At 62.1% G+C, this 23,132-nt stretch carries 23 protein-coding genes, 1 tRNA gene and 1 pseudogene; 10 read left to right on the top strand and 15 right to left on the bottom strand.

The genetic code is table 11. The features are described from left to right. Positions 1–135: 135 nt before the first annotated feature. From ASE59_RS05980 to ASE59_RS19025, 5 genes are all read right to left on the bottom strand, one after another. Positions 136–2,073: a DUF3732 domain-containing protein gene (locus ASE59_RS05980; RefSeq protein WP_082458133.1), complete on the bottom strand. Its 1,938-nt coding sequence runs from the start codon at positions 2,071–2,073 to the stop codon at positions 136–138. Then, positions 2,070–2,576, bottom strand: a complete 507-nt coding sequence (locus tag ASE59_RS19510) for a three component ABC system middle component (RefSeq protein ID WP_156359895.1) — start codon at positions 2,574–2,576, stop codon at positions 2,070–2,072. Before ASE59_RS19510 ends, ASE59_RS05980 begins: the two co-directional genes overlap by 4 nt. After that, complete coding sequence (locus ASE59_RS05970) at positions 2,573–3,733, bottom strand: ABC-three component system protein (RefSeq protein WP_056453652.1); 1,161 nt, start codon at positions 3,731–3,733, stop codon at positions 2,573–2,575. The genes ASE59_RS19510 and ASE59_RS05970 overlap by 4 nt, the downstream gene beginning before the upstream one ends. Positions 3,734–3,966: 233 nt before the next feature. Beyond that, positions 3,967–4,674, bottom strand: a complete 708-nt coding sequence (locus ASE59_RS05965) for a DUF4336 domain-containing protein (RefSeq protein WP_056453650.1) — start codon at positions 4,672–4,674, stop codon at positions 3,967–3,969. Between the two features lie 11 nt (positions 4,675–4,685). Next, positions 4,686–5,276 carry a TetR/AcrR family transcriptional regulator gene (locus ASE59_RS19025; RefSeq protein ID WP_082458132.1) on the bottom strand — a complete coding sequence of 197 codons (591 nt, stop codon included), beginning with the start codon at positions 5,274–5,276 and terminating at the stop codon, positions 4,686–4,688. 175 nt (positions 5,277–5,451) lie between these two features. Here ASE59_RS19025 and ASE59_RS05955 point away from each other — a divergent pair, with 175 nt between their 5' ends. Beyond that, on the top strand, positions 5,452–6,387 hold the full coding sequence (locus tag ASE59_RS05955; protein ID WP_056453644.1) for a LysR family transcriptional regulator: 936 nt from the start codon (positions 5,452–5,454) through the stop codon (positions 6,385–6,387). On the opposite strand, the gene ASE59_RS05950 is transcribed toward ASE59_RS05955, so the two are convergent. After that, positions 6,359–6,610 carry a helix-turn-helix domain-containing protein gene (locus tag ASE59_RS05950; protein ID WP_056453641.1) on the bottom strand — a complete coding sequence of 84 codons (252 nt, stop codon included), beginning with the start codon at positions 6,608–6,610 and terminating at the stop codon, positions 6,359–6,361. The genes ASE59_RS05955 and ASE59_RS05950 overlap by 29 nt on opposite strands. A 103-nt stretch (positions 6,611–6,713) precedes the next feature. Here ASE59_RS05950 and ASE59_RS05945 point away from each other — a divergent pair, with 103 nt between their 5' ends. From ASE59_RS05945 to ASE59_RS19020, 5 genes and pseudogenes are all read left to right on the top strand, one after another. Beyond that, the gene (locus ASE59_RS05945) at positions 6,714–7,013 is read left to right on the top strand and encodes a DNA -binding domain-containing protein (protein WP_056453733.1); all 300 of its coding nucleotides are present in this window, start codon (positions 6,714–6,716) and stop codon (positions 7,011–7,013) included. 108 nt (positions 7,014–7,121) lie between these two features. Continuing rightward, positions 7,122–7,322 (top strand): annotated as a pseudogene (locus tag ASE59_RS20975) (conjugal transfer protein TraG); the annotation flags it as partial. 509 nt (positions 7,323–7,831) lie between these two features. Beyond that, complete coding sequence (gene dcm, locus ASE59_RS05935; protein WP_056453634.1) at positions 7,832–9,094, top strand: DNA (cytosine-5-)-methyltransferase; 1,263 nt, start codon at positions 7,832–7,834, stop codon at positions 9,092–9,094. Continuing rightward, positions 9,084–9,554 carry a very short patch repair endonuclease gene (locus tag ASE59_RS05930; RefSeq protein ID WP_082458131.1) on the top strand — a complete coding sequence of 157 codons (471 nt, stop codon included), beginning with the start codon at positions 9,084–9,086 and terminating at the stop codon, positions 9,552–9,554. The genes dcm and ASE59_RS05930 overlap by 11 nt, the downstream gene beginning before the upstream one ends. Next, positions 9,547–10,776: a type II restriction endonuclease gene (locus tag ASE59_RS19020; protein WP_200913166.1), complete on the top strand. Its 1,230-nt coding sequence runs from the start codon at positions 9,547–9,549 to the stop codon at positions 10,774–10,776. Before ASE59_RS05930 ends, ASE59_RS19020 begins: the two co-directional genes overlap by 8 nt. 15 nt (positions 10,777–10,791) lie before the next feature. Here ASE59_RS19020 and ASE59_RS05920 read toward each other — a convergent pair whose 3' ends face one another. From ASE59_RS05920 to ASE59_RS05910, 3 genes are all read right to left on the bottom strand, one after another. Beyond that, the gene (locus ASE59_RS05920; protein WP_056453631.1) at positions 10,792–11,628 is read right to left on the bottom strand and encodes a putative phage abortive infection protein; all 837 of its coding nucleotides are present in this window, start codon (positions 11,626–11,628) and stop codon (positions 10,792–10,794) included. Positions 11,629–11,657: 29 nt separating this feature from the next. Then, positions 11,658–12,395, bottom strand: coding sequence for an HNH endonuclease signature motif containing protein (locus ASE59_RS05915; RefSeq protein WP_056453628.1), 738 nt, complete (start codon positions 12,393–12,395; stop codon positions 11,658–11,660). A gap of 328 nt (positions 12,396–12,723) precedes the next feature. Next, positions 12,724–12,814: transfer RNA gene (locus ASE59_RS05910), tRNA-Ser, on the bottom strand. A gap of 90 nt (positions 12,815–12,904) precedes the next feature. On the opposite strand from ASE59_RS05910, the gene ASE59_RS05905 reads away from it, so the two are divergent. After that, positions 12,905–13,777 (top strand): peptidylprolyl isomerase, encoded by an 873-nt coding sequence (locus tag ASE59_RS05905; RefSeq protein WP_056453625.1) that lies wholly within the window; start codon positions 12,905–12,907, stop codon positions 13,775–13,777. Between the two features lie 3 nt (positions 13,778–13,780). Here ASE59_RS05905 and ASE59_RS05900 read toward each other — a convergent pair whose 3' ends face one another. The 5 genes from ASE59_RS05900 to ASE59_RS05880 are packed head-to-tail and all read right to left on the bottom strand — an operon-like array spanning position 13,781 to position 17,926. After that, positions 13,781–14,395, bottom strand: a complete 615-nt coding sequence (locus ASE59_RS05900) for a LysE family translocator (RefSeq protein ID WP_056453621.1) — start codon at positions 14,393–14,395, stop codon at positions 13,781–13,783. A gap of 12 nt (positions 14,396–14,407) precedes the next feature. Then, positions 14,408–14,986, bottom strand: a complete 579-nt coding sequence (locus ASE59_RS05895; RefSeq protein ID WP_235515660.1) for an ABC-type transport auxiliary lipoprotein family protein — start codon at positions 14,984–14,986, stop codon at positions 14,408–14,410. A gap of 23 nt (positions 14,987–15,009) precedes the next feature. Then, positions 15,010–15,975, bottom strand: coding sequence for an MlaD family protein (locus ASE59_RS05890; RefSeq protein WP_056453616.1), 966 nt, complete (start codon positions 15,973–15,975; stop codon positions 15,010–15,012). Next, positions 15,975–16,835, bottom strand: coding sequence for an ABC transporter ATP-binding protein (locus ASE59_RS05885; RefSeq protein WP_056453612.1), 861 nt, complete (start codon positions 16,833–16,835; stop codon positions 15,975–15,977). The genes ASE59_RS05890 and ASE59_RS05885 overlap by 1 nt, the downstream gene beginning before the upstream one ends. Next, the gene (locus ASE59_RS05880) at positions 16,817–17,926 is read right to left on the bottom strand and encodes an ABC transporter permease (protein ID WP_056453609.1); all 1,110 of its coding nucleotides are present in this window, start codon (positions 17,924–17,926) and stop codon (positions 16,817–16,819) included. Before ASE59_RS05880 ends, ASE59_RS05885 begins: the two co-directional genes overlap by 19 nt. A gap of 56 nt (positions 17,927–17,982) precedes the next feature. On the opposite strand from ASE59_RS05880, the gene ASE59_RS05875 reads away from it, so the two are divergent. Further along, complete coding sequence (locus tag ASE59_RS05875; protein ID WP_056453606.1) at positions 17,983–18,663, top strand: HAD family hydrolase; 681 nt, start codon at positions 17,983–17,985, stop codon at positions 18,661–18,663. A gap of 103 nt (positions 18,664–18,766) precedes the next feature. On the opposite strand, the gene ASE59_RS05870 is transcribed toward ASE59_RS05875, so the two are convergent. After that, positions 18,767–19,210, bottom strand: a complete 444-nt coding sequence (locus ASE59_RS05870; protein ID WP_056453603.1) for a hypothetical protein — start codon at positions 19,208–19,210, stop codon at positions 18,767–18,769. 128 nt (positions 19,211–19,338) lie between these two features. Between ASE59_RS05870 and ppc the strand changes: the two genes are divergently transcribed. Both ppc and ASE59_RS05860 read left to right on the top strand, forming a co-directional pair. Continuing rightward, entirely contained in the window at positions 19,339–22,014 is a 2,676-nt protein-coding gene (gene ppc, locus ASE59_RS05865) for a phosphoenolpyruvate carboxylase (RefSeq protein ID WP_056453600.1), read from the top strand. A 383-nt stretch (positions 22,015–22,397) separates the two neighbouring features. After that, a complete protein-coding gene (locus ASE59_RS05860) occupies positions 22,398–23,132 on the top strand; it encodes a MauE/DoxX family redox-associated membrane protein (protein ID WP_056453597.1) in 735 nt (244 codons plus the stop codon).

Below are 23,132 nucleotides of genomic sequence, written 5' to 3'. Positions count from 1 at the left end.
CGGGCCGGTATCCTCGGCCTTCCGCCACGTCGTTCTGCCGTTCCGTGGAGGCCGGGCGATCCCCCTCCGGTCCGGATGCCCTTGCCTCTTGCTACCTCCGCTCTCGCCGAGGGGCAGAACCACCGCAAAGCCATTCTACCGTGCGCGCACATCCCAAGACGGCGGCACTAAGAAGCGGTCTCGACGCCATTCCTCCACAATCGCCTCCTCAAACCATTTGTCGGCCAGATGGGCATGGTCGAGCACGATCAGTTGAAGCCCATCGATCTCCTGACAGGCTTGATGCATCAATTCGAACAGCGCCTGCACCGCGTGCCGATCCTTGTCGTCCAGGGGATCAAGGCTGCCCTCTTGGTCCCGCTCAGCAGGATAATGCGCTTGTGACGGCTGGTCGAAGATCAGTGTCGCGGGGACCGGCCGACCACGTTTCCGGAACCACCAGTGCAGGGCGATATAGGTTAGGACGTGGTAGCCGACCCAATTTTCACCGCTACCCATACGGTTGAGCGGGATCGGGCCGTCGATCGTGTCAGCAACGACCGTAAGCTTCTTGAGATCGAGCCGAAGTTCACTGCCGCTATGTTCGAGGTCCAGCGACTCCGCGAAACGCGACATCTGCTTGCTGATGAGATTGAGATAGGTGTCGAGCCGCTGGGCGACATCGTCGGCGTTGACTGCCGCTTCCATTGTCTCGACACGTCGCCTTGCTGCTTCAATCAGCGGCGTCACGTCTATTTCGCCTTCACCCGGACGCAAGGCGTCGAGAAACGCGCCGATGCGGCCGATTACTCGCGCCTGATCGACCAGCAAGTCCTGCTGCGCCCGCGCCCGAGCATCGTCCGCGATCAAGCGATTTAGCGCTGTCTGCGCCTCGACAAGATCGCGTTCCAGCTTGCCGCGGCGCTGTTCCAGTCCTTCGATATGGCTTTGCAGATGCGGTTGCTCGACTTCGACGGCCGCGAGCTGCGTGGTGACAGTACGTAGAGCATTTGCAACCTGCGCCGCCGCCGGCGTTGGTACGGCAAGTTCAGAGTCGCAGACGGGGCAGTGATGACCTTCGGCGTCCACCTTATAGAGCCCAATGGAGGATAGCCGCGCGCGCTGTTCATGGCTTTCGCGAGTATACGTACTCTGTTCGGACATCATCAGCCGTGACGCTCGAACCTCGTCAGTTACACGCTCAAGGCTGGCTCGCAGCGTCCCCTGCTCACCACGCAACCGAGCGATCGAGTCGCCAAAATCCGGAAGGGTGTTGGCCGAACCCAAATCCGTCCGAGCGGCACGATCGAGAACCTCAAGCGCAATGTCCGTTTCGACCGGCTCGTACTCAGGAACGATCAGGCCGACTCGCTTACCATCAGTCACAAGCCGCCGGATGCGACCCACATCCACGTTGCGCTGTTCGCGCTGGCGTTGGGCACGGACCTCCAATTCCCGCAGAGCATCGCGCGCCATGTCCAATTCATGTTGACGAAGAAAATGCTGCTCGTCGACGGCCCCGATGAAATACGGAATGGTGTCCTTGATTGCCTGAGGGATGAACTGATCGCCCTGACGATGGAAAAGCCTATCGCGGTTGTCGATCTCATCCTGTTTCTGGAAGCAAAGGAATAGCGCGTGTCGAATGGTCGCCTGTAGCGGCAGCCGGGTGCCGGACTGTGGCCGATGCTCATTTTCAGAAATGCCGACGAAGCGCGAAAGCAGCGAGATGAGATCCGTCTCGACCATATTGCGAGCGAGGTCGTCGAACGGGGGCGGCGTTGGGTAGCTGCCCCTGCGGACGTAAATCTCGCCTCCGCTATCAGAACCTGGACCAGGATTGCGGCGCGCTACAAGAAGCTCGTCATCATCGTTTAGGAGGCGAACGGCGAACCATGAAACACCGCGACGAATAACCCCTTCTGCGACATTGCAACTGCTGCGGCCGAGGCAGTAGTCGATGATATCAATGATTGCCGACTTCCCGGTCTTCGAGTCTCCCGTGATAATATTCAGACCGCTGGTCTTGAAGGTCAGCTCGCGTTGCGCCCCACTATGGGAGTAAAGAATAATCGCGCCGATACTCATGCTCATGGCTTGATCCCCCAAACCGCCATGATCGTTGACGTTGTCCCCGCTTTAGCGAACCATCGGCCGAGCAATCGTGCGGTCACGATGCAGTCTCGCGCATCTTCGGACAGTCCTTCCTCAAATTTTTTGCCAACCGCGAGTGGCTTGTCGCCAAGCAGCAGGTCGCCTTCCTCAGTCAGTTGAAAGACTGAGCGATCCAAGCCGAAGCGCAAGGCTTCTTGCGCCACCGGACGCAGAGACCGTGCACGTTCGGCGAAGCCGATCAGTACTTCGGGATTGCGCTCTCGCCACGAGTAGAGCGAAGTCAATGTCGAACCCGGTAGAGCGAATCTGGTTTTACTATGCAGTGCTATCGGCAAAACACAAAACAGCAACGCCAAGGAGCACGGGGCAGCTTTGGCCTTCACATACTCCTTCGTAAATTCGTGAAGAACGACGCCGCAAAATGCCGGATTGAAGAGATAGGCTTCTTCGCGTGGCCGCCTGTCCCAGATCGGCAAGCTCACGCTGCCTTCCCCCGTGCCGGAATTCCAAACATGCTCGCGTGGTCGGGATGCCAGCCCACCGTCACGCCGTCAGCCAATATCTGATACGAACCCGAGCAGAGCCATTGTTCGTGCCGATTGCGAAAAGGCTGTTGAGCACGGCTCGCCCAGTGGAACAGGTCGCGGCCGAATTTCGTCTTTTCGTCGGCACTAGACGGCGCGGCATCGCTTTCTCGCGCCAATCGTTCGCGCATCCAGCGGTCAACAAGGTCGGCGTCATATCGCACCGACTCTCCATCCAGCAGGGCATTTTCCCGTGCCCATGCTGATCGTTGTGCGGTTGCCCGATAGAAATCTCGCTTGGCAAGCTCGATTGCGTTTGCTGCCAACCCGATACAGCGCATCTGCTCGACGAAGATACGGGTGTCCGAGGCGGTCAAGTCTCCGTCGGTCACCGCGAGTGCTGCGGGGGTTATCAATAGGTCTCCCGTTCGGAAAGCACTCGCAATCTCGTCGATCTTCTGGCGCAGCGTCAGCAGCGATATGGCGGGCGCTGTAGCCACGCTCAGAGAATGGACGACCTGTGCGAACCACCAACCTTCGAGGTGATCGACCAAGCTCTCGACCTTCTCGACAGGGACCGCGAACGACAACATCTCCTCTATCTCGCCACGGGCGTTGGTGATGTTGGGCGCGTTGTCGTAGACGCGGATAGCCGCCAGCAGGTTGCGCTGGCTCGTCGACGGCAACGTAAGAAATGCGGTACGTCCAGCCGCCGATTCCTGATTGGTGGAGTTCGTTGCGGCAGCAAGCAGCAGCTTGAGCGCGTCTTCCTCGGCATCGTCAGTTGGGCGCGTAGCGCGCAGTAGTTCCGCAGCAGATCCCGCAGGTGCAGTCGCGGTCGTTACGATCGAAAATCGTCGTTCGAACGGCGTTTGCGGATCATCGGCGGTCTGTTCCGACCAAATGCGTATCGTCTTCCAGAGGTCGACGCTCAGGTCGGTAAGGCTCGCGGCATTTACATGATGCTTGAGCTGAACCTGCTCGGTCGGACTTCCGCCCTGTTCGAATGCGACATCGTCGAAGCGCTCGATCGAAATGGCAAGCGCTGGATGTGATTTAGATTCGACGATAGCCAGCAGCAGTGCCTCGCGACACTGGTAGAGATAGCCGAGCATCGAGCCGGTCGCATTGAACTTAGAGGCGATAGCGTAGCTCCCCCTGCGATCCCTTCCAGCGCAACCCCTTTGCCGGAGGCGTAGGTTTTCAGAGAAGTATTGCGTTGCCAGTATCCTGTAAAGCGGCCTGCCTGATTCGCAGGCCTCGGCGCTAGGGGCTCTGCCCCACGCGCGGGTCAAGGGATCGCTGGCGCTCGTCCGAGCCGGTGACCGTGAAGACCGGCAGGAGCGTGTCAGTTTACCAGCCATCTGAACGCACGCCGCAAGAATGCCTGACCATTCCTCTCGACAGGCGTCCCGTGCGCCATCAGCACTTTATCGGTCGGCCAAGCCAAGATAATTTTCAGAGCCGCGCGCGCCCGCGCACGATCGGTGAAGGCCACACGGAACTTGCGAGGCACTGATGGTTCCGGGCCGACCATGAGGTCGAGCTTCGCGACTATCGCGCGCCAACCAGAAAACCAGCCGACAGGCATCTGCTGGATAAGATCAGTGAATATTGCCGTCCCGCTCTTCCGATGAAAAAAGACCACTTCACTCGTTATCGCATTTCCCTCCACCAGAACGTGGTCTATTTCCTCGGACCACGGTAGAGTATGTATGCCGTCTAGATCGTCTTCCATAACTAAGTCCTTGCGCTTATCTCGCAAGCCAGGGGCAGCATAGAGCCGGGCGCTTGGATATGCGTGCTTCCAATCCGAAATAAATAGATGATGCAGAGAGTTGGGCGCGATTAGAAAAGCGACCTCCCCAATGGCGCCAATCTCGGCTCGAACGCCGTCGGTCAAGGCGATTGCCGACCATATAAAAAGTCGGTCATCGGATAGCTTTATGACAGCCATCCGGGTCGGATAGTGAAATCCTAGTGCAGCAACAACCTTAGGGCCGTCGATGGTCCATATATCAGGTCCGAATTCTTTCAACGCTACCGACTCGGGCATTGGGAAACTCTCTAGATTGCGGAAGATCGGGACCGCTCGCCGATGCCATCGATAACGATATGGATGAGGCGTTTGACATCGTCATTGCTGAATGGACCGCCAGAAAGGGCAGTGAGCATCGCTTGCGCGTAGATGCCGAGCAGAACGAGCGACATGAAATTGGGATCGTCATCCTTGCGGATGACGCCTTGCTGCTGGCCGAGAACGAGAAGGTCACGGACGAGCCGTTGGAACGTGGGACGATGGGAAGGCGGTTCGAGACTTGGCCGCTCCGCAGGTGCGAGGGCAAACCTGGCTAGGGAAGGATTAGCTAGGCACCAGCCCGCGCTGTCTAGAAACACGCTTTCCAGCAATTTGACGACATCTTCGTTCGCATTGATCCGCGAGCGATAAGTCTCATCACCGGCTTCCACTCGGGCTATGAGTTGCAGCGCTATTTCTTCTTTGGAGCTGAACAGGTTGTAGACCGTCTTGCGGGTAAGTCCCGCGCGCGCAGCGATCTCTTCTACGGCCGCGTTCGAAAACCCCAGCTCTCGAAACGCCGCATCGGCGGCATCGAGTATGAGTTGACGAGATCGCTCTGTCCGCTTCAGGCTTGCCATAGGTACACCATTGTGTATTTTTACACTCCTGTAAAGTTTGGATGTTGGCTGCGGCTTCAAGCGCGGTCGTCGGTGCGTAGGTCCGCTCCGAGTCTGGGTGTGGGAAATGCGGAGGCGACGAAGAGGTAATTCAGAGCTGATTAAGTTGTCGCCACTATTCAGTGGTCGCATCCCAATGACCTCGCTGATTCAGACGCTGACGGTTGCTGAATATCTGAACTTTCATCACGCTGCGAATGTGCTCGGAACCTCGCAGTCGTGCGTAAGTGCCCGGATAAAGGCGTTGGAGGAGACGCTGGGCATCCTGCTATTCGAGCGCCGCCCTCGCGGAGTCCGGTTGACTGAAGCCGGTTGCCGGTTCGTCGCCGAAGTCGCCGCCGGGATCGGACATCTCGATAACGCCGTGCGGACGGCAGGAACGGCATCGTCCGGCGCGACCGGGCAGATCGCGATCGGTCTGAATTCCTCTATAGCTGGCGGCAGTCTGGCTGCACTGCGCAGCCGCTTCCGCGACGCCTATCCTGATGTCGAACAGATCGTGATGGAAGGCACGTCAGCGCAGACGATCGCGCTGGTCCGCGACGGCAAGCTCGACCTAGCGCTGGTGCTCGAGCCCGTGGAAGCGCCCGATTGCCATTCGCGGCCCCTGTGGGCCGAACCGTTCCTCATTGCGGTGCCGGTTGCACATGCGCTGGCACTGGCCGACGCTGTGTCGTGGTCTGATCTTGCAACCGAATCCTTCCTGATCTCCAACGCAGGCGGCGGTCCGCAGCTCTTCGAGCATGTCGTGCGGCGCATGGCCGAGCGAGGACACTCCCCGCATGTTCGGCGCTGCGATGTAAGCCGGGACACGCTGATGCATATGATAGCCAGCAGCGACGGCGTCACGCTGACTAGCGATGCGGCACGACACACGCCCTGGCCAGGCGTCGCCTTCCGACCGATCCATGATGAGACCGAACAGGCCCGTTTCAGCGCCATCTGGTCGCCGAACAACCGCAGTCCGGCGCTTCTCAATTTGCTCGATATTGCCGCTGAATTGGAGAAGAAGAAGTCTTTTCTCCCATCCAGCCACATCGACTTTACTGCTCCGATCCTACCTCCGGCTTGATCTTGCCGAGAATATCGCTTGCTGCGATCTTCAAGGCAGCGCTGATATCTACAAGCTCAATGACATCGATCCGACGTTCACCATTTTCATACTTGGCGACGAAAGATTGCGGCTTATTCAACAGGACAGCCAGCTCCGCCTGAGTCAGGCCTTTACTCTTGCGCGCTTCGACGAGGAGCGATTGCAGCAGCATCTGTCGAGGCGTGCGCAAGGACTTCTGCATTCGACCCGGCTCTCCGATCAAGGGGAGCCGGTCCGCTAATCCCGACTTGGGATTATCCCATTTCAGGATTAGAATGGGTGGAGGTCTGAAGGACTGCCATGCGATGACGACGAAGCCGGAGCTTGATCCAGAGGTCGACGACTCGGCGCCCAGCGAGCCGAAGGTCACGATCTACGACGAGCGGCATTTCGTGACGTACATGCGCTTGCTCGACGCGGAATCGGCCGGAGCCGATTGGCGCGAGGTTGCGACGATCGTTCTGCACCGTGATCCTGTCGTAGAGGAGCGCCGCACACGCGCATGCTGGGAAAGCCATCTCGCCCGCGCGCGATGGATGACACATACCGGATACCGCCATCTGCTCGAACGTGCCGTCACCGAAGCGCAGAACAGGTCGCACTGACCGTCCCTTTTTTTCGCTATGGTATCCGGCAGCACGCTCGCCGGCGATTTCCGTTGCCGGTGACGCATCGGTGCATTCTCTGATCGGCTCCCTTTCGACGGAGCCGGTATGCGCGGAGGCCAGATACTTTGGGGGCAGGTTGCCCTCGTTCTCGCGATCGTAGTCGCCACCATCTGGACGGCGACGCAGTGGACGGCATGGCGCCTCGGCTTCCAGCCCCAGCTCGGCCCGCCGTGGTTCGAGGTCGCCGGCCGGCCGGTCTACCATCCGCCGCTCTTCTTCTGGTGGTGGTACTTCTATGACGCCTATGGGGCGCAACACCGTTCTGTCCGACTGGCTCTTGCTGAAGGGAGGGGGCCGGCTCCTACTAAAGACGAAGCCAACTAAGGCCGATATCAAGAAGGCCTCTGGCACAGCCGACCACCTTCTGAGTCCACGACACAAGGAGCGCTTGCCGGGGCATAAGAGCGTGGGGCTTTGGGATACCGCTCTTGACCGACAGGGCAGGCTTATCGCCATGTGCTTCCAAGACAGGGACGGGAACTGGGCGCCAGACGATTTCGAGGTCAACGGTCCTTCGGCAGTGGGCTGGAACGGTGAATGGCCGTGAGGCCGTTTAGGAAGATCGTACAGCGGCATCACGCCCCGACCGGCCCCGACTTGCCCGACCGTCGCCGATCAGCGCTCCTGAAGAGTCTCAGCGGCTTTTGGCGGGCCAAAGTTCGGCTCGCGTAAACCTTCACGAAGATTCCCAGTTTGTTCTTGATTCTAGGGAATCACCGGGCCACTGTGGCACAAATCTTCCCAGAGGTGCCGTTTTGCGTTCGACCAACTCCGAATTTTCCAGACTTCGTACAAGCGCTGGCATCAGCGTTGAGGCGTTTGCTGCTACATCAGGGTTCTCCCGGCGAACGGTCTATCGGTGGGAAAAGGGCGATGTTCCCCCGCGTCGCGCAGCCCTCAAGCTATTGGACGGGATGATCCGGGACAGCCGCACCGCCAAGCCGCAGGGCAAGGCGTTCCGCTTTATCGACCTGTTCGCAGGTATTGGCGGACTGAGGCGTGGTTTCGATGAGTGGGGCGAATGTGTGTTCACCAGTGAGTGGGACCGCTACTCGCAGAAGACTTACCTCGCCAACTACGACTGCCAGCACGAGGTAGCCGGAGATATTACGCAGGTGCCGGTAGAAAGCATTCCGGCGCATGACCTTCTGCTGGCAGGCTTCCCATGTCAGCCCTTCTCAATCGCAGGCGTGTCGAAGAAGAACGCGCTGAACCGGCCGCACGGTTTCGCAGACGAGACCCAAGGCACATTGTTCTTCAATGTAGCGAAGATCATTCAGCATCATCGGCCGCGCGCGTTCCTGCTGGAGAACGTCAAAAATCTCGTCAATCACGATAAGGGCCGGACCTTTGAGGTCATACACCGCACGTTGACGCAGGAACTGGGTTATCAGGTCCACTGGAAGGTTATCAACTCCAAGGCGTTCGTGCCCCAGCAGCGTGAGCGAATTTTTATCGTAGGCTTCCGCGATGCCAACGACTTCACGTTTGCCGATCTTGAACTGCCCGATCTATTTGCTGGGCCACGTTTGGGTACGATCCTGCATCCTGAGGATGGCACCGAGGAACTGGACCCCCCGTACACTCGCGGCAATATCGCATCTGTTTCGGACAAATACACGCTGACCGATCATCTGTGGCGCTATCTTCAAGGCTATGCGGAGAAGCACAAGGCGGCGGGCAATGGCTTCGGTTTCGGGCTGGTCGGGCCGAACGATGTCGCTCGCACACTATCGGCCCGCTACTATAAGGACGGATCGGAAATCCTCGTTGAGCAGAAGGGCAAGAACCCCCGTCGTCTGACTCCACGGGAATGCGCGCGGCTGATGGGATTCGATGAACCCGGCGCGCGCGAATTTGTCATCCCTGTCTCCGATACCCAAGCTTACCGTCAGTTCGGCAACGCTGTTGTCGTGCCCGTTGTGAAGGCGGTGGCCGCGCATATGTTGCCGTGGCTACTCGACGGCGCTGACGCGGAGCCTGAGCAACCGGAGCGGATCATGGCCCTTGCCGGGTGATGTAGTCGATCCGGCTACCCGGAGCCGGATGATGTCCGGTATAAAAGGGAAGAACACCAAGCCTGAGCTGGTGGTACGCCGTGGCCTGCACGCCTTGGGATTCAGGTTCGTGCTTCACGATCGCCGCTTGCCCGGTAAGCCCGATATGGTGCTGCCGCGCTGGCGTGCGGTCATCTTCATTCATGGATGTTTCTGGCACGGACACGATTGCTCGCTGTTCCGCTGGCCCGGCACTCGCCAAGATTTCTGGCGGCAGAAAATTGGACGCAATCGAGAGCGTGATGTCGAGGTGGAAGCCGCGCTTGACCATGCGGAATGGCGCGTGCTCAAAATCTGGGAATGCTCGATGAAAGGCCCCGGCCGGATCGGGGCTGATGCTGTCATGCCTCTTGCGGCCGACTGGCTTCGCTCCGAACAGCGCGAAGGCGAGATCAGGGGGACGGACCATGCCGGTGAGTGACTTGATCGAGTGGCTGGACGAATACGGCGGGCCGGGCTTCATCTGGTACGTCAAACGCCTGTCGGGCAACGACACGCTGGCCAACGAGAGCCATCAAGCTGGCCCCTACATTCCGCGCGAGGTCCTGTTTGGCTTCCTTCCAACCCTGAACCAGCCGACCGTAAAGAACCCCGACGTCTGGTTTGATCTTTATGTCGACTCTCACTCCGATCATCAGCAAGTCAGGGCGATCTGGTACAACAACAAGTTGCACGGCAATCCGAAAGGTGGGCGTAACGAGACGCGCCTGACCAACTTCGGAGGAAACGCCTCAGCGCTGCTTGATCCAGACAGCACTGGCGCTTTGACCATCTTCGCCTTCGACCGTGTCCAGCCGCCGGAAATCCCGCAGTGCCACGTCTGGGTCTGCCGCCATGAAACGGAGGAGGACCTTGTCGAGGATCGCGTCGGGCCGGTGGAGCCGGGCAAATGGCTGTTGTGGCCGCCGACGCAGGAAGGATTACTCGGCCTCTTGCAAGCGGCCCCAGTGCGAGCGAGCTGCTGGCTAGGCGACACAGAAATCCCGTCGCAATGGCGTAGCAAGTTCCCGACCGGAGCGGAGATCATCCGGAAGGCTGTTGAGCTTCGACCGGACTCCAGCCTTGATCCCGACAGGCGCCTGATGCGCCGTCGCGAATGCGAGTATGAAATCTTCCGAAGCGTCGAACAGGCTATCGAGCTACCGCACATCAAAGCGGGCTTCGCCACAGTGGACGATTTCATAGCTCGCGCTCAGACAATCCTTCAACGTCGGAAGGCTCGCTCTGGACACTCGCTGGAGCTGCATGCCCGGGCGATATTCATCGAAGAGCGCCTGATCGAAGGCACTCACTTCGCGCATCAGCCAGAGTCTGAGCCAGGCAAGCGTCCCGATTTTCTGTTCCCATCGGTCACCGCCTACCGCGATGGCAGCTTTCCATCAGATCGACTGAGGATGCTGGCAGTCAAAACCACATGCAAGGACCGCTGGCGGCAGATACTCAATGAAGCCGACCGCATACCCGTGAAGCATCTGCTGACATTGCAGGAGGGCGTGTCGGAAAATCAGTTCAGGGAAATGACCCACGCTGGCGTCAGGCTGGTTGTACCAACAGGATTAACCGAGAAGTTTCCAAAATCCATCCAGCCCCATCTTCAATCACTCGAGAGCTTTATTGCAGACACTCGTCTCCTTGATCTTTAATTGATTACTTCGGCGCTACTGATTTCCGGGGCGCATCGCCTCCAGCCATTCTTTTGGGGGAGAGTCATTCGATGCTTGCCGGTCTTCCTTATCTAGACCGAACGCGGTTTTTACAAAGAATTCATTCAGTCCGAAGTCTCTACGATCTTTGTAGGGCAGATTATGTAGAAGCGCGTACTTTTCAACCAAGGGGCGAAATTTGCCGTACCCCTTGCCGACTACACAGTTCAGGGCGATGAGTAGCAGCTCAGCATCTGAAAGCTGAGCACGAAGGAGCCTGATATACTGGTAGGCTTGACTGCCTTTGTCGACCACAATGGCCCCCTCCTTTTGCGGGAATTGGCGATCGATCAGTGCAACTATATGGTATGTAAATCTTAACAGGCTTGGCACCCCGGATACGCCCCGAACCGAGTCATTGTAGATTTGTCGAAGCTGCTTGCTTGGCTCAGCCCTCGCGCCCCGCATCCTTGTTGCGATTGTCTCGATTGCCGATTGGCCAGCTATCGTTATTTCAGTCAGGTCAGTCCCAAGCACTCGCTGCTCCGTAAAGCCGACATGGGCGAGCACATCGAAACGACGTTCAAAGAGATTCAGGAAGGAGGTTTCCGCAGCACGTCGCTCGACCTTCACCCCTTCTTCGATGGCTGATCGATAGGTGTTGTAAGCGAAATAGGCTGCCACCCCGGCCATGAGTGAGCTTAGAACGCCGAACGAGTCACCGAGCTGGCCAGTGCGCTCAAAGCTCCACTCAACGCCTGTGAGGTTGAAGCCCCCACCAGATAGTAGCACGACTACTACCCATGCGAGGGCCGACCCCGCTACAACTCGAACTCCCCAACGCTCCATCATACCCCCTCCTAGAAATCCGTCGCTCGACATCAAGGCAGAGGCTTTGCCGCAATTTCCGCCGCCAATGCCGTGCGCAGCTTCGCTCGTTTTCTGCCGTGATGCGCCTCTCGATGACACGCAGGGCAGATCGCCGCCGCATTGGCCAGAGTGTCTTCTCCGCCCTCCGCGAGGGGGACGATATGATGGACCTCAAGGAAAACCGAGCCATCATCGCGCTTGAACAATCGCCGTGTGCACGCCGGCACCTCACACGAACCGTCCGCGCGGATCAGCGCGGCCGCGACAACGTAAGGGTTGCGGACAAACACCGTCACCTTACTCTGCGCTTGAGCGGGCTTGCCGGTCGCCTGCTTCGCCCGAGCAAGTATATTCTTTTTGTTACCGTTCTTTGCGAGCTGCCGGCCTGCCTCTGACGCAATCGACGGGGATGCGCTTACCTTGCAGGCAATGACCCGCGTGCCCTTGTTGCCGATGACAATTTCATCGCCCACTTGCGCCCAGTGAACGAGGCCGCGGCCAATACGTGCTTCAGGCGTGCGCCCAAGCTTCTTGCGTTTAGAGTTATAGTAGCTCGAAAGAAGGGATGTATTAGAAGCATCGAAAAGTACTTCGATTGCGAACGTAGCGCGTAAGCTGGGATCCTTCCCCGCGGCCGCCAAAGCGACTTTCTGATCCTCATTGGGAACGTAAGCACTTTTGCTCTTGTCAGTAGAGCCGACCTTTTTGATCCCGAAATTATCGAATATCATCGACCAGTCGAAAGCCATTCCAGTTCCCTGCCGTAAGGTTTAACGCGCGGCACGGCCTGACTACCCTCAGAGAAAGCCGCCCATTGGTCGCTCGCATCAGAGCATACGACTGGTGAGACAGCGAGTCCTTGGCGAAGCCAAAAAGCTCAAAAAATATGCGCGGACCGGCGATGGGATAATTGCATTAGAGCTGGATTCCACCCCCAGAAAAGGGTGTTACCCTTGCCGGGCACGTCTGACCGTACGCGCGACAGGCCGGCGGCGTGCGACTGTGGGGCTAAGTGTGGGTCTAGCGGCCAAGGCGCGCTACAATTGGCTGCATTTACAAACACTTAGGCAGTGTAAGTGGCGGAGCGGGAGGGATTCGAACCCTCGATACGGTTTTGCCGTATACTCACTTTCCAGGCGAGCGCCTTCGACCACTCGGCCACCGCTCCGCATTGCCGGAAGGTGGGTTCCCTACGGCCCGGCGGGGTTTCGTGCAAGCGGGAGTTGCGGGGGCGAGGGGGCGCGTGGCAGGATGGGCCATGCATTTCGTCACGCTGATCGCGGCGCTGCTTCAGGCCGCCGCCCCCGCAACTCCCGCTGCCCCGCCGACGCCGGCTGATGCGATCGACAGCGATTGGCGGATGATCCCTGACGACGAGCTGCTGGTGATGACGCTGGCGGCGGACAAGCGCGTCGTGATCCGGCTGGCGCCGCGTTATGCGCCGGTCCATGTCGATAATCTGCGCAAACTGGCGCGGGCGCATTGGTGGGACGGTACTTCGGTGTACCGGGTGCAGGATAATTATGTCGCGCAATGGGGCGACGTGACTGAGAAGAAGCCGTTGCCTGCGGGTGTCGTTGCCAATCCGCCAGCCGAATATCTCACCGGCCGCTACGACGCGGTCACGCAGATGACGCGTCGCGATCCCTATGCGACGAAAAGCGGGCATAGCGCCGATGGCTGGCCGGTGGCGAGTAATGGCAAGGGGGCGTGGCTGACCCATTGCTATGCGATGGTCGGAGTCGGGCGCGACATGGCGCCGAGTACGGGGAGCGGCGCCGAACTCTATGCGGTGATCGGCCATGGCCCGCGCCATCTCGACCGCAATATCGCGTTGGTGGGGCGGGTGGTCGAGGGGATGGAATATCTCTCGTCCTTGCCGCGCGGCACCGGCAATATGGGCTTCTACGCGCCCGATCAGACGCCGACGCCGATCGTGTCGGTGCGGCTGGCGAGCGACATCCCGGCGACCGAGCGTCCGCATTTCGAGGTCCGGGCCGCCGACAATGCCCGCTATGTGGCATGGGTGAAGGGGCGCGAGAATCGCGAGCCGCCCTTTTTCGAGGTGCCGGCGGGCGGGGCGGATATCTGCAACGCGATGCCGCCGGTCCGGCGCGCCCCCGCCAGATAAGGGTCAGGCGCGCGATACCAGCAGCGCCGCGCCGAAGCCGATGAAGATGCCACCGGTCACACGGTCGAACCAGCGGCGGACGCGCGGGTGGGTCAAATAGCGGGCAAGCGACCGCCCGCCGATTGCATAGGCGGCGTACCACAGGCATTCGACCAGCGTGAAGGTCGCGACAAGGATCGCGAACTGCACCGGCTGCGCCCCGTTCGGATCGACGAACTGCGGCAGAAACGCGGTGGCGAACAGCAACAGCTTGGGGTTGCTGATCCCAACCAGAAAGCCGCCCCGGAACAGGTGCCGTGACGATATGGCGTCGGGGGCAACATCGATCGGTGCCGACCGCGCGGTGAGTGCGCGGAAACCGAGCCAAGCCAGATAGGCGGCCCCGGCATAGCGCAGCACGTCGAACAGACCCGGCACCGCCGTCAGCAGCGCCGCCAATCCCGCCGCCGATGCCGCAAGCACCCCGACCAGTGCGGTCAGGCAGCCCGCCATCGCCGGCAGGGCGCCCCGCCATCCTATGGAGACGCTGCGGGTAAGGACGTGCAACATGTTCGGGCCGGGTGTGCCGCACAGTATGACGACCGCCGCGACGAACAACAGCCAGCTATGCAGTGCCATGACCGTGGGCGATCAGCCTCGGACCCAGTCGGCAACCGCCGTAGCGATGGTGTTCGCGGCCTGGTTGATCGCGGGGCCGACGGTGTTCGCGTCGATCGTTGCCACAGGGGTGCGTGCTTCGAAGCGGCGCTTTTCGAACGCGGTCGATCCGGCGCGTTGCAGGGTCGCGTCATAGACGACGACCGCTTCGCTGCGGCCGGCGTCGATGCCGAACTCACGCAATTCGCCCGACAGTTGCGCACCCGGATCGACGAAGCCCTGCCGCGTGTTGAGCACCACCATATTCGCGCGCGATGTCAGCGTGTCGGACAGCAACCGGGCGAAGAGGCGCGCGGGTGGCTCGACCCATTGCGCTTCCTTGACATAGGCGATGCTGGTCGCGCTCGATTGCACCGGCACGCGGGTCACGGCCAGTTCCTGCGGCACGACCGGCACCTGTACGGTGATCGAGCGCGCCTGCGCCGAACTCTGCGTCGCACCGGCGGCGATCGGGGCGGCCGGCGCCAGCGTCAACAGCGCAGGCGGCGGCTCGGCGCCGAAGCGGATGCACCCGGCAAGCGGCAGGAGCAGCAGAACCGTCAGCTTCTTCATGGGGAGCATCCTTGTCTTCCGCATCACTTCTTGGGGTCGTAGTCGGGCAGCTTCGAACGGCCGACCAATGCGGTCGCGCCACCCTGATCGACCTTTTCCGCGACCGAGGCGAGCGCGCCGGTCATCGCGCGCAGATCGCCGACCAGCTGGTTGACCTGCGGGATGGTCTGCTTGCTGAACGCCTGCAGCCCGGGCTTGGCATCGCCGATCGCTTCGTTCAGCGTGTCGGCGCTCTTCTGCGCGCTGGCGATGGTGCGGTTCAATTGCTGGATCGTCGGCTGGATATCATTGGCCAGCACCCCGTTGGTCGTCGCCGCCAGTTCGCCGATCTGTTGCGACGCGATGCCCGCGCGCTGGATGGCGACCCGCGTCTCGGCCAGCGTCGCGGCGATTTCGGGGCCGCGATCGGCGAGCGCATCGGTCAGCCGGTTGGTGCTGTCGAGGATCGCCGCGATCGAATTCTGGTTGCGGTCGGACAGCACGTCCGCCAGCCGCTCGGTCAACGTGGTGACGCGTTCAAGGAGCTGCGGCGCCGAGCTGAGCAGCGCAGCGACGCCGCCGGCCTTGGGCGGGATCACCGGCACGCCCATCGGACATGACTGTTCGGCATTCGTTTCCGGACAAGTGATCGGCGGGGCGCCCTTGACCGCGCCGTCGAGCGTGATCGTCGAAACGCCGGTGAAGCTGCCGACGATCGTCGCGGTCGTACCGAGCAGAACCGGGGTCTCGTCCTTCACCTTGATGCGGACGCGGACGAATTGCGGATCCTTCGGCCACAGCGCGATATCCTCGACCTGACCCGAGGGTACGCCCGAAAAGGATACCGGCGACCCCTTGGCCAGACCGTCGACGGCCTGTTTGAAGAAGACGTCATATTCCTTTTCGCGGCCACCGCCGACGCGGGCCAGCCACACGGTGAATAGCGCCAGCATGACCAGCAGGATCAGCACCACCGCGCCGACAAGGACATGGTTCGACCGGGTTTCCATCAGCGCCTCTGGGCTTGCAGCGAGGCCGGGTCTGCACCGGCGTCGCGGTCGTGGTCACGGGCGGCGATGCGTTCCTGCGCATCTGTCGCGGCGCGGCCACGCGGTCCGTTGAAATATTCCTGGATCCACGGATGGTCCAGCGCGAGCAGTTCGTCGATCGTACCGACGGCAATGACCTTCTTGTCCGCCAGCACGGCCACGCGGTCGCAAATGGCGTGCAGCGTGTCGAGGTCATGGGTGATGAGGAAGACGGTCAGCCCCAGAGTCTTCTGCAGCGACGCGGTCAGATCGTCGAACGCCGCCGCGCCGATCGGATCGAGACCGGCGGTCGGTTCGTCGAGGAACAGCAATTGCGGATCGAGCGCGAGGGCGCGGGCGAGACCGGCCCGCTTCTTCATGCCGCCCGACAATTCGGACGGGTATTTGGGTCCAGCATTTGCGGGCAGGCCGGTCATCACGACCTTGTACCCGGCAATCTCGTCGAGCAGTGCAGGCTTGAGCTTGGGGTAGAATTCCTTCAGCGGCACCTGCACATTCTCGGCGACAGTCAGCGTCGAGAACAGCGCGCCGCCCTGGAACAGCACGCCCCATTTCTTGCGGATTTCGGTCGCTTCGGTTTCCTCGCGGCCGATCGTGTTTTCACCGAACACCTCGATCGTGCCGGCGGCCGGGGTTTGAAGCCCGATGATCGATCGCATCAACACCGATTTGCCGGTACCCGATCCGCCGACCACGCCGAGGATCTCGCCGCGACGCACGTCGAGGTCCAGGTTCTCGTGAATGACCTGATCGCCGAACTGGTTCTTGAGACCACGGACGCGGATGAGGGATTCGCGCTCGCTCATATCCAGCCGATCCATGCGAAGAAGATCGCGAAGAACGCGTCGAGCACGATCACGAGGAAGATCGCCTGCACCACCGCCGCCGTCGTGCGGCTGCCGACCTGTTCGGCATCGCTTTCGACCTGCATGCCGTGGAAACAGCCTGCCATGCCGATGATCGCGCCGAACACCGGCGCCTTGATGAGGCCGATATACAGGTCGGTGATCGGCACGACTTCGCGGATGCGGGTGACGAAAGTGATCGGCGGAATGCCGAGCTGTGCCCAGCTGAGCAGGCCGCCGCCGATAATCGCGATGATCGATGCATAGAAGCCGAGCAACAGCATCATCACGATCGCGGCGATGACGCGTGGCAGGACCAGCGCCTCCATCGGCGACACGCCGATCGTGCGCATCGCATCGATCTCCTCGGTCAGCTTCATCGTGCCGAGTTGGGCCGCGAACGCCGAACCGGAGCGGCCCGCGACCATGATCGCGGTCATCAGCACGCCCAGCTCGCGGAAAGTCAGGCGCCCGATCAGGTTGATCGTGAACACCTCCGCGCCGAACTGGCGCAGCTGCACCGCGCCCTGCTGCGCAATGACCATGCCGATCAGGAAGCTCATCAATCCGATGATGCCGAGCGCCGAGACGCCGACCACCTCGAACCGCTGTACCGTCGCGTTGAAGCGGAAGCGGCGCGGGTGGCGCAGGACGTTGATGAAGGCGAGGACGGTCGCGCCCATGAAGCCGAGCAGGCCGACCATCTGCCGGGCGCTGCCCGATACCGCGTCGCCGATTTCCTCCAGCACGCGAAGCGGCGGGCTGAGCGCCTTCTGCTTTCGGACGATGGGATCGTCGGCGGCAGCGACCTGATCGAAGAGATGCTGGCTGTCGGGGTTCAGCCCCTCGATCGCGACGTCGCGGTCGCGGGCGAAGCGGTGCACCAGCCACGCGCCGACCGTGTCGATGCGGTCGACCTGCGACAGATCAATGCGGCTGACCGGTCCGTCGACCTCGCCCAGTCGTTCGGGCAGGTCGCCGACATGGGCGAGCGACAGATTGCCGGTGAAGCGCAGCACGCCGCCGCCATCGGCCCGGTCGTGCGAAAAATCGGCGGAAGCGCTCATCGCGCACATCCATCGGCGATTTGCGGCGTCGCGGCAAGGTGGTACGCGCTTGGGCCATGCGCCACCGCGATCTCGCCATCTATGACATGGACAAGACCATCACCCGCGTCGCGACCTGGACGCCGTTCCTGCGCCATGCGTTGAAGGAGCGCGGACGGGGTCCATTGTGGCTGTTGCCGATCGCGGGGGTGGCGGTCACCGGCTATGTCCTGCGCCTGTATGGTCGCGACCGGTTGAAGGAGATGACCCACCGGCTGGTGCTGGGCCGCGCGGTGCCGGGCGAGCGGCTGGCCGATACCGCGCGTGCCTTTGCGCGGGCGACGGTCGCGACCGGGCTGCTGGACGGTGCGCGGGCGCGGATCGAGGCGGACCGGGCCGAAGGGCGGATGCTGGTACTCGCCACCGCATCCTATCGTTTCTATGCGCAGGAGATCGCCGCGTTGCTTGGCTTCGATGCAGTCATTGCCACCAACTGCGCCGAGGAAAATGGCGGGAACGTGCTGGCGCGGATCGATGGCGAGAATTGCTATGGCGCGGCCAAGCTGCGCGCGATCGAGGCGTGGACTGCCGAACAGGGAATCGCGCGCGGCGACGTCGCGGTCCGCTTCTACAGCGACCATGTCTCCGACGCGCCGGTGTTCGACTGGGCCGACGAACCGTTTCCGGTCAACGCCCACGCCCCGCTGAAGGCGCTGGCGCGCAAACGGGGCTGGCCGGTACTCGACTGGCGCAACTGACGCTGGGGCGGATTGGGTCAAGATGACGGCGATGGTCCTGAAAGACGGTTCGCCGGGATAAACGTTACGCGCGGCGAACGGTTCAACGCCGATTTCGTACCGACTATCTTTTCGGGCTGCCCAGCCGCTTGGCATTGGCGGTCGCCTTGGCATGAATCGGCGTCAGTGCCCGGCCGCCCGCGCCGATCATGCCCGCCGTCAGCCGCATCGCCCGGTCCTGTCCGGCGGCGATCCGGCGGGCGGAGGGCATGCGGCCGGCGGTGCCGAGCGACCATGCGTCCTGCATCGCCTGCATCCACATGCCCTGCATCGCCGCCATGTCCTTTGCCAGCGAATCGCCGGCCTTCGAAAACGCCTGCGCCTTTTCGGTGACCATGCCGGTCAGTTCGACATGATCGGCGGTCCATGGATTGCGCATCCCGGCATCGATCATCGGCATCCGCCGGTCGATCACCACGGCGGAGGCGGCCATGGTTTCCCACAGTCTCAGTCCGGTCTGCGCGGCGTCGGTCCACATCTGCCACCACAGGGTCATCGGCGTCGTCATCGGTGTTTCCTTCAAACGGTCCGCCGCGATCGGGTGCAGCGCGTGCCCCTTACGCGATGGCAGGTCTTTATACCATGCGTGTCATCGTGCCTTGACCCGCATCCTGCCGCATTGCAGCAAGTGTTTCCATGACGACTCTGCCCCCGATCACGAACAATCCCGACATCCGCTTTCTCGGCCGGCTGCTCGGTGACGTCATCCGCACCTATGGCGGGGAGGCACTGTTTAAACGAATCGAGCATATCCGTTCGACCTCGGTCGACCGGCATCGCGGGGTGGCGGGGGCCGACACGATCGACCTCGGGCTCGACAGCCTCAGCCTCGACGACACCATCGCGTTCGTGCGCGGGTTCATGATGTTTTCGATGCTCGCCAATCTGGCCGAGGATCGGCAGGGCATCGCCGCCGAACCGGGCGCCGATGTCGCGACCGCGATCGAGAAACTTCAGGCCGAAGGCATCGGTCGCGACGCGGTGCTGGCGCTGCTCGACGATGCGCTGATCGCACCGGTGCTGACCGCGCACCCGACCGAGGTGCGACGCAAGTCGATGATCGACCACAAGAACCGCATCGCCGACCTGATGCTGTTGAAGGATCAGGGCGCCGACGAAACGCCCGAGGGCGACCGCGTCGATGAGGCGATCCTGCGCCAGATCGCCTTGCTGTGGCAGACCCGCGTCCTGCGGCGCGAGCGGCTGTACGTCGCCGACGAGGTCGAGACCGCCTTGAGCTACCTGCGCGACGTGTTCCTGCCGACGCTGCCCGCGCTCTACGCACGGTGGGAGCGGGTGCTGGGTCAGCGCCCGCCCTCGTTCCTGAAGCCCGGCAGCTGGATCGGCGGCGACCGCGACGGCAATCCGTTCGTCGATGCCGACGCGATGCGGCTGGCGCTGGCGAAGGCGGCCGAGGCGGTGCTCGGCTATTACCTCGACCAGCTCCACAGCCTCGGCGCGGAACTCTCGATCTCGACAGAGCATGTCGCGGTCGACGAAGCGATCGCGGCGCTGGCCGACAAGAGCGGCGACAATGCCGCATCCCGTGCCGACGAACCGTTCCGCCGCGCGATCAGCGGCATCTATGCGCGCCTTGCCGCTACCCACCAGAAACTGACCGGGAAGGTCGCGCCGCGCCCCGGCAACCTGACCGGCGAACCCTATGCCGATCCGGCGGCGTTCCGCGCCGACCTCGCCACACTGGCGCGCGGGCTGGTGCAGCAGGGCAACGGCCCGCTGTCGACCGGCGGCGCGCTCGGCCGGCTGATCCGCGCGGTCGAGACGTTCGGCTTCCACCTCGCCACGCTCGACATGCGTCAGAACAGCGTGATCCATGAGAGCGTCGTCGCCGAACTGCTCAAGGTCGCCGGGGTCGAGGCGGACTATACGGCGCTGGACGAGGAGGCGCGGGTCGAGCTGCTGCGGCGCGAACTGGAGAGCCCACGCCCGCTCACCAGCCCCTATGCCGAGTATTCGGAGCAGACCGCGTCCGAACTGGCGATCCTGCGCGCCGCCGCCGACGCCCATGTCCGCTACGGCCGCGAATGCATCCGCCACTATATCGTGTCGATGGCGCAGTCGGTGTCCGACCTGCTCGAAGTGCATCTGCTGCTCAAGGAATCGGGCCTGTACGTGCCGGGCGAGCCGCCACAGGCGCATATCATGGCGATCCCGCTGTTCGAGACGGTCGCCGATCTGGAGGCCGCGCCCGCGATCATGACCCGCTGGCTGGCGCTGCCCGAAGTGGCGGCCATCGCGCAGGCACGCGGCCATCAGGAAGTGATGATCGGCTATTCCGATTCGAACAAGGATGGCGGCTACCTGACCTCGACATGGCAATTGTCGAAGGGGTCAACGGCGCTGGCGCCGGTGTTCGAAGAGGCCGGCATCGGGATGCAGTTGTTCCACGGGCGCGGCGGCGCGGTCGGGCGTGGCGGCGGGTCGTCCTTCGCCGCGATCCGGGCGCAGCCGCACGACACGGTGCAGGGCCGCATCCGCATCACCGAACAGGGTGAGGTGATCGCGGCGAAATACGGCACGCGCGACAGCGCGGTGACGAATCTGGAGGCGATGACCTCGGCGACGTTGCTCGCCAGCCTCGAACCCGATTCGCTGAACCCCGCCGATGCCGCACGCTTCGCCGCCGCGATGGACGCGCTGTCGGATACGGCGTTCAAGACCTATCGCGGCCTCGTCTACGGCACCGACGGCTTCACCACTTTCTTCCGACAGGCGACGCCGATCGCCGAGATCGCCGGCCTGAAGATCGGGTCGCGCCCGGCGAGCCGAAAGAAGTCCGACGCGATCGAGGATCTGCGCGCGATTCCCTGGGTGTTCAGCTGGGCACAGGCGCGGATCATGCTGCCGGGCTGGTACGGGGTCGGCGCGGCGTTGCAATCGTTCGAGGATAAGGGGTTGCTGCGCGAGATGGCGAGCGCATGGCCGCTGTTCGCCGCGACGCTCGCCAATATGGAAATGGTGCTCGCAAAGTCCGACATGGACGTCGCGGCGCGCTATGCGGGCCTTGTCGAGGACAAGGCGCTGTCGGAGGCGATCTTCGGCCGGATTCGCGACGGCTGGCGGGCGACGCATGACGGGTTGCTGTCGGTGACCCGCCAGACGCGGTTGCTGGAGAAAAGCCCGGCACTCGAGGCGTCGATCCGGCTGCGCACGCCCTATATCGAGCCGCTGAACCTGCTCCAGATCGAATTGCTCAAGCGGCACCGCGCGGGCGAGGCCGATGCACGGATCGGCGAGGGAATATTGTTGTCGATCAATGCCATAGCGACGGCGCTGCGCAACAGCGGCTAGGCCAAAGTTCACGAAGTTCACACTCGTGCGCTATTTGTGCGGTTTGCATTTCTGTCAGTCCGAACCCTCGGCTGCGCGCGACCTCGGCGAAACTGTTTTCCCGTGCCCCGGCGAAGGCCGCGGCCCGGTTGGGGGACGTTCGTAATTTTCTGAACAGCCTCGGCAACTGGACCCCGGCCTCCGCCGGGGTACGATGACGTTTGGATGGAAGGCGTGACTTTTGCAGGGTTCCCGCCTGCCCGGGTTACGATGGTTACCGGCGACGTTCCGCTGGCCGGACCATGTCAAAGAACCTGCCGAGCATGGCATCCGTCCCGGCTGTAGGAAAGCCGGGCGTGCGGCGCGTGTCTCGCCTCCCCATATAGCGGGCGAAAGGAGCCGCGATGGCCAAGACCGCTACCCTGTACCGCATGGTGATGCCCGACCATGTCTGCCCGTTCGGGCGGCGGGCGCTCGATCTGCTTCGGCGGCATGGATTTGCGGTCGAGGATCGGCACCTGACGACGCGCGCAGAGGTCGATGCGTTCAAGGCCGAGCATGGCGTCAGGACGACGCCGCAGACCTTTATCGACGGGCAGCGGATCGGCGGGCATGACGATCTGCGGCGCTTCTTTGGGCTGAAGGTCGCCGATCCCAGGGCGACGACCTATGCCCCGGTCGCGGCAATCTTTGGCATGGCGGCGGCGATCGCGCTGGCGGCGAGCCATTCGGCGTTCGGCGACGCGCTGACCATGCGGGCGGGGGAGTGGTTCGTCGGTATCGCCATGTGCCTGTTATCGTTGCAGAAGCTGCGTGACATCGATGGCTTCGCCAATGGCTTTCTCGGCTATGACCTGCTGGCGCAGCGAGTCGTGCGCTATGCGTGGGTCTATCCGTGGGCGGAGGGGCTGGCGGGCGTGCTGATGATCGCCGGGGCGTTGTTGTGGATCGCGATTCCCGTCGCGCTGGTCATCGGGACGGTCGGCGCGGTGTCGGTGGTGAAGGCGGTCTATATCGACAAGCGCTCGCTCAAATGCGCGTGCGTGGGTGGCAACAGCAACGTGCCGCTTGGGTTCGTGTCGCTGACCGAGAATCTGCTGATGGTGGCGATGGCGCTGTGGATGCTGGTGCGGATCTAA

It is taken from the genome of Sphingomonas sp. Leaf10, assembly GCF_001421245.1.
Lineage (GTDB): Bacteria > Pseudomonadota > Alphaproteobacteria > Sphingomonadales > Sphingomonadaceae > Sphingomonas.
Note: the sequence above shows the minus strand (reverse complement) of the source record. Positions and strands in the feature narration are given on the sequence as shown.